Origin of the sequence: Commensalibacter sp. Nvir, from assembly GCF_963921845.1 — a bacterium.
GTDB lineage: Bacteria > Pseudomonadota > Alphaproteobacteria > Acetobacterales > Acetobacteraceae > Commensalibacter.
Map to the genome: position 1 here is coordinate 1 of NZ_CAWUGZ010000029.1, position 3,941 is coordinate 3,941.

The following is a 3,941-nucleotide window of genomic DNA, read 5'->3' on the forward strand; positions in this document are numbered from 1 at the left end:
TCCCCATCAACATGGACGTCCCACAAAAAAACCTGATACATCAAAAGCCCGGTTCCCACAGTGTCCATAAACAAGTTGGCGTAAGCAAAGACAAAGCCTGTAGCAAAGTCCGCATTTCCCCCCAACAACCAATGTTGCCCACTTGAGGGAAGGGTATTGAAGATACACCCTATAAATTGATACCTCCCACCGTTCGTTGCCCAAGCCGCGATTTGATCCAAGTTTGACTTACTCAATTCATCTACCCGATCAATGGCAAATTCAACACCAAAAAACGAGCAATAAAAGTTAGGAATTAAGCCATTTATGGTATACATGGACGTATAAGTTTTAACCCAGCTTGTGCCATTGTAAATATTAACGTAATCCCACAAAATCACGATTTTGGGTCGAGACAATCCAACACCGCTTAAATAGGTAGGACTTAAACAAAATGACCAGGTTTCGTCTGAGTTTCTATTCTTAATATCTGTTTTTATGCTCTCGTATTTCCCCGCATCGTCATAAGGCATAAATTTTAAATAGCGCTCTCCAATGTTTAGCTCGCCTTTAATCGCAGCCTGTTTGCCATCAGGAGACCAATAATGTGTATCCTGATCTCGTAGATAAATCGTAACATTGGCATTGCCAGGGGTGCTGTTAATGGCTTTGGCAATGGAAAAAAAGGGATTATCTTTACTGCCATTGCCCGTGTCGTCCTTTCCCGTTGAGGACGAGACATAGCGTTCAACACTAACGACTTGGGTCGATACTTCCAATTTGCCCTCAGAATTGTAAGATAAATTCGATGCTATCGAATCCAAAAGAACAGGGTACCGCACCCAGCCGTTTTGTGTTTCCGAGGAAGCTATGTCGTTTTGATTAGGATCCGCTGTGTTGTTATCTTGTACATTCTGCCACAATACCCAGGGTTTGGTCGTGTCACTGGATTGGAGGATAACCCCTGATGGATAGCCACCCTTTGCATCGGATACCGTCTTATCAAATGTTTTAATACCTCCGAGGTAAAGATCCTCCAGATTTAAATTAATGCGAGCGGTATCCACGTTAGAAAGATCAGAGAGGTTATTGTAAGTTTTCAACAGTTCCCGATCATAACGCAGCCACGGGTATAGTGTTTTTCCGTTAATGTATCGCCCATACAAATGAAAATTGTCATCAATTAAAAGCTGCGTCCCTAAATTCGATGTGGTTTTGATGGTCATGAGATAAAATCGAATACCAACATCACTGGGTTTGTTCACAGCACCCTTTTCAAAAAAGTAGAACCCATCGGCAACCGTGTTTAAATCTATTTTACCCGTGGTATTAACGAATTGGTTAAGATCCCCACCGCCTCGTAAAAAAGCAACTTTTGAGAGTAATTCGGTTTGAGAAAGCACCACTTCCCACTGTCCTAATTGATCTGTTTGCGGATCGGAAAGATTATCGTCTACCAAAGAGCGATAGATGATAACTTCCCCTGCAGCGTTGGTAACACTGACATACGCCCCCGCCGCATACCCTGTCCCGTTATCCTGATACCAAGTTGGAAAGGTGTGTTGTTGCCATTGCATGAGATTTGCTGTGATTATATTAAACAACCCATTAAAATCCCTTCGTTCAATGGGTTTGGCATTGACATCGCCTGAGTTTAGATCGAGTTCATAATCCCCCGTATAGCCTTGGGTAAAATTGACTCTTCCTTGATTATCTGTAACGGGCGGAAAGGTTTTATCTCCCTTAGAAGCAAAAGGGACGTTAATTTTGGTTGGTGTATCGGTCATGGTAAGTTCCTTTAAAATGATATGATTACGTCATACAAAAAGCCACCGAGTTGGTGGCTTTGTGGGTTAATTTTGATAATACAGAGCTTTTTTGTATCCTAAAGCAATGAGGGTTTCGTGCAATTTGTTTGTATTCGTTTCAACAGCGCACAACATATATTTCAACTGAAATAAAAAATTTTCTACATTTCCATTAAAAATCTTTTCTTCTTCAAGATCATTTTCCAAATTCTCCACTAAGTTATAAATAATACCAAAGGCAACTGGAACGTTACGAGCAACAAAGGCAGCGTCTTCAACAAGGTCCTCCTGTGCAAGCGTTTGGTTCCGAACTTTGTCTAAATTAATAAATCCAGAAGCTTCCATCACCCCCTCCTATCGCGAAGAAGGAACAAGTTGAAGGCATGTTTGACCCATGACTTTATCAATATGATAAGAAATAATGCGATGCCCTTCGTATTTGAGCCATTCGTTAATCCCATCAATATGATAAACCCATCGACCCGTTTCACGACTTGGTTTAACCCAGTTACCTTTGCCTACCGATAGTAAATATTTGCGACATTTCGACGAACAACGACACACTAAAGCCCTTCTTCCATGTTGCGGGATTTTCATATCTTTAAGAATGGCAATCATCGGTTTATAATCCGTTACAAAGGCTGCCGTCGGATCATAGCTGGATTTTAAAAATTGGATTTCTTTACATAAGATTTTAATTTGTGTTTCAAATTGTTCTTTGATCGGAAGCAATGATTTGTTCACGATCCCTTTAATAATTCCACCCAGTTGGTTAGGTTTAATAACATTGTTTTCCGATAACGAAATAGAATAACTACCCGTCTTACGAATGGAGGGAAGGACTTCTGCCGTCACCCATTTTTTGAATCGTTTTGCTTCGGGTTTTTGACTGCGTAAAATTAAACTGTATAAACCTGACTCATTAATAACGGTAATTTCTTGCTTTCCACCAGGGGTGTCCAGTCTTACCGACCCCCTCTCATCGTCGTCTAATCTTGATGAAGCATCTCTATATTTACTAATATCAAGAACATTACAAATATCTTTTAACACAAACCAAGGTTCATTATTTTTGTCTATAACCCTGACATTTGCATTATCAAAATTAAAAGATAGAATAGAATTGGAAATTTGATTAAAATTTGTTATAGTATTCATCACTATTATTCCTTTGGAATATTTGTTTCATAAAAAGCGGCAGGGTTACTTTGGTCGGTATCTGTCGCTTTTTTAATACGTTCAATGCAATAAACGATCTGACTATTTAAAGAACGCTTGTTTTCTTTTGCTTGCTTTTCAATCCAATTTTTAAGTTCCTTCGGTATCCTTATTCGACATTGGGAATCATTTTGTATCATTTATAGGACTCCTTATTTCTGACGCTATTTGCGTCATTTCATGATTAACGCATATTGAGGCATTGAAGTCAAGCGCAAAATGCGTCATTAATAAAAATATGAGAGGAAAATCTATGGAAAATTTTTCGCATTTTCGACTTCGATTACCTAATGATCTTAAGCAAAAGCTCGAAACCGAAGCTAAAAACAATAAAAGGTCAATTAATGCTCAAATTCTTTACATGTTGAATGATGCACTAATTGCTAATTCAATGAAGGCTGAAATATTTGAGAACTTGAACGAACTTGCCTTACGAGTAAAACAACTAGAGTCGAAGCAACAAGCAAAAAAACCATAGATGAAATGTTATTAAAATTTTCCCCTCAGGCTGCTTTACGGTTAAGCAGTTCGGCAAGCTTGGCTAAGCCTTTACGGGTGACCTTTGCCTGCTCAATGATTTTTTGACTTCCATCATCGCAAGAGATCTCCGTTACTTTGTGTTCCAATAATCCTTGTTGTATTTTCTTCTGATATGCTAGCCAAGTTGCATTTCCATTCCTGCGATAAATCCAACCGTTCTGAATCAGGTAATTAAACAGCTCTTTAGGTCTAATTTGCAAATCCTTTGCCGCATTCGTGATACACATGGATCCATCTGAAACAGCAATCCGTTCCAATGCCTCCGCTTTGGGTTTGAGTTCCTTATTTTCGTGTTCAAGCTTCATGCACTTTTTGGTGTAGCTTAGTAACGTGTTTCTTAAGAATGCAGGATCGTCTAAATCAACTGTAGGTTGATACTTACCCTGTACCAAATCG

The 3,941-nt window shown here is 39.2% G+C and carries 6 protein-coding genes; 1 reads left to right on the plus strand and 5 read right to left on the minus strand.

Features of this window, described 5'->3' with window-relative positions; genetic code table 11:
* From AABE15_RS02230 to AABE15_RS02245, 4 genes are all read right to left on the minus strand, one after another.
* Window positions 1-1,766 (minus strand): hypothetical protein (locus tag AABE15_RS02230; protein ID WP_338329653.1); only part of this gene is annotated, 1,766 nt, incomplete at its 3' end.
* A 66-nt stretch (window positions 1,767-1,832) separates the two neighbouring features.
* Window positions 1,833-2,132: a hypothetical protein gene (locus AABE15_RS02235; protein WP_338329654.1), complete on the minus strand. Its 300-nt coding sequence runs from the start codon at window positions 2,130-2,132 to the stop codon at window positions 1,833-1,835.
* Window positions 2,133-2,141: 9 nt separating this feature from the next.
* Window positions 2,142-2,945 carry a Bro-N domain-containing protein gene (locus AABE15_RS02240; protein WP_338329655.1) on the minus strand — a complete coding sequence of 268 codons (804 nt, stop codon included), beginning with the start codon at window positions 2,943-2,945 and terminating at the stop codon, window positions 2,142-2,144.
* A 5-nt stretch (window positions 2,946-2,950) separates the two neighbouring features.
* A complete protein-coding gene (locus AABE15_RS02245; protein ID WP_338329656.1) occupies window positions 2,951-3,145 on the minus strand; it encodes an Arc family DNA-binding protein in 195 nt (64 codons plus the stop codon).
* A 113-nt stretch (window positions 3,146-3,258) separates the two neighbouring features.
* Between AABE15_RS02245 and AABE15_RS02250 the strand changes: the two genes are divergently transcribed.
* On the plus strand, window positions 3,259-3,483 hold the full coding sequence (locus AABE15_RS02250) for an Arc family DNA-binding protein (protein WP_338329657.1): 225 nt from the start codon (window positions 3,259-3,261) through the stop codon (window positions 3,481-3,483).
* Window positions 3,484-3,508: 25 nt separating this feature from the next.
* Here the strand turns inward: AABE15_RS02250 and AABE15_RS02255 are convergent.
* A partial coding sequence (locus tag AABE15_RS02255) for a phage antirepressor KilAC domain-containing protein (RefSeq protein WP_338329658.1) occupies window positions 3,509-3,941 on the minus strand: 433 nt, incomplete at its 5' end.

What these genes read in the sequence shown, in the direction of transcription:
- AABE15_RS02235 (WP_338329654.1), bottom strand. Translation starts at nt 2,132, where the DNA reads ATGGAAGCTTCTGGATTTATTAATTTAGACAAAGTTCGGAACCAAACG.
- AABE15_RS02245 (WP_338329656.1), bottom strand. Translation starts at nt 3,145, where the DNA reads ATGATACAAAATGATTCCCAATGTCGAATAAGGATACCGAAGGAACTT.
- AABE15_RS02240 (WP_338329655.1), bottom strand. Translation starts at nt 2,945, where the DNA reads ATGAATACTATAACAAATTTTAATCAAATTTCCAATTCTATTCTATCT.
- AABE15_RS02250 (WP_338329657.1), top strand. Translation starts at nt 3,259, where the DNA reads ATGGAAAATTTTTCGCATTTTCGACTTCGATTACCTAATGATCTTAAG.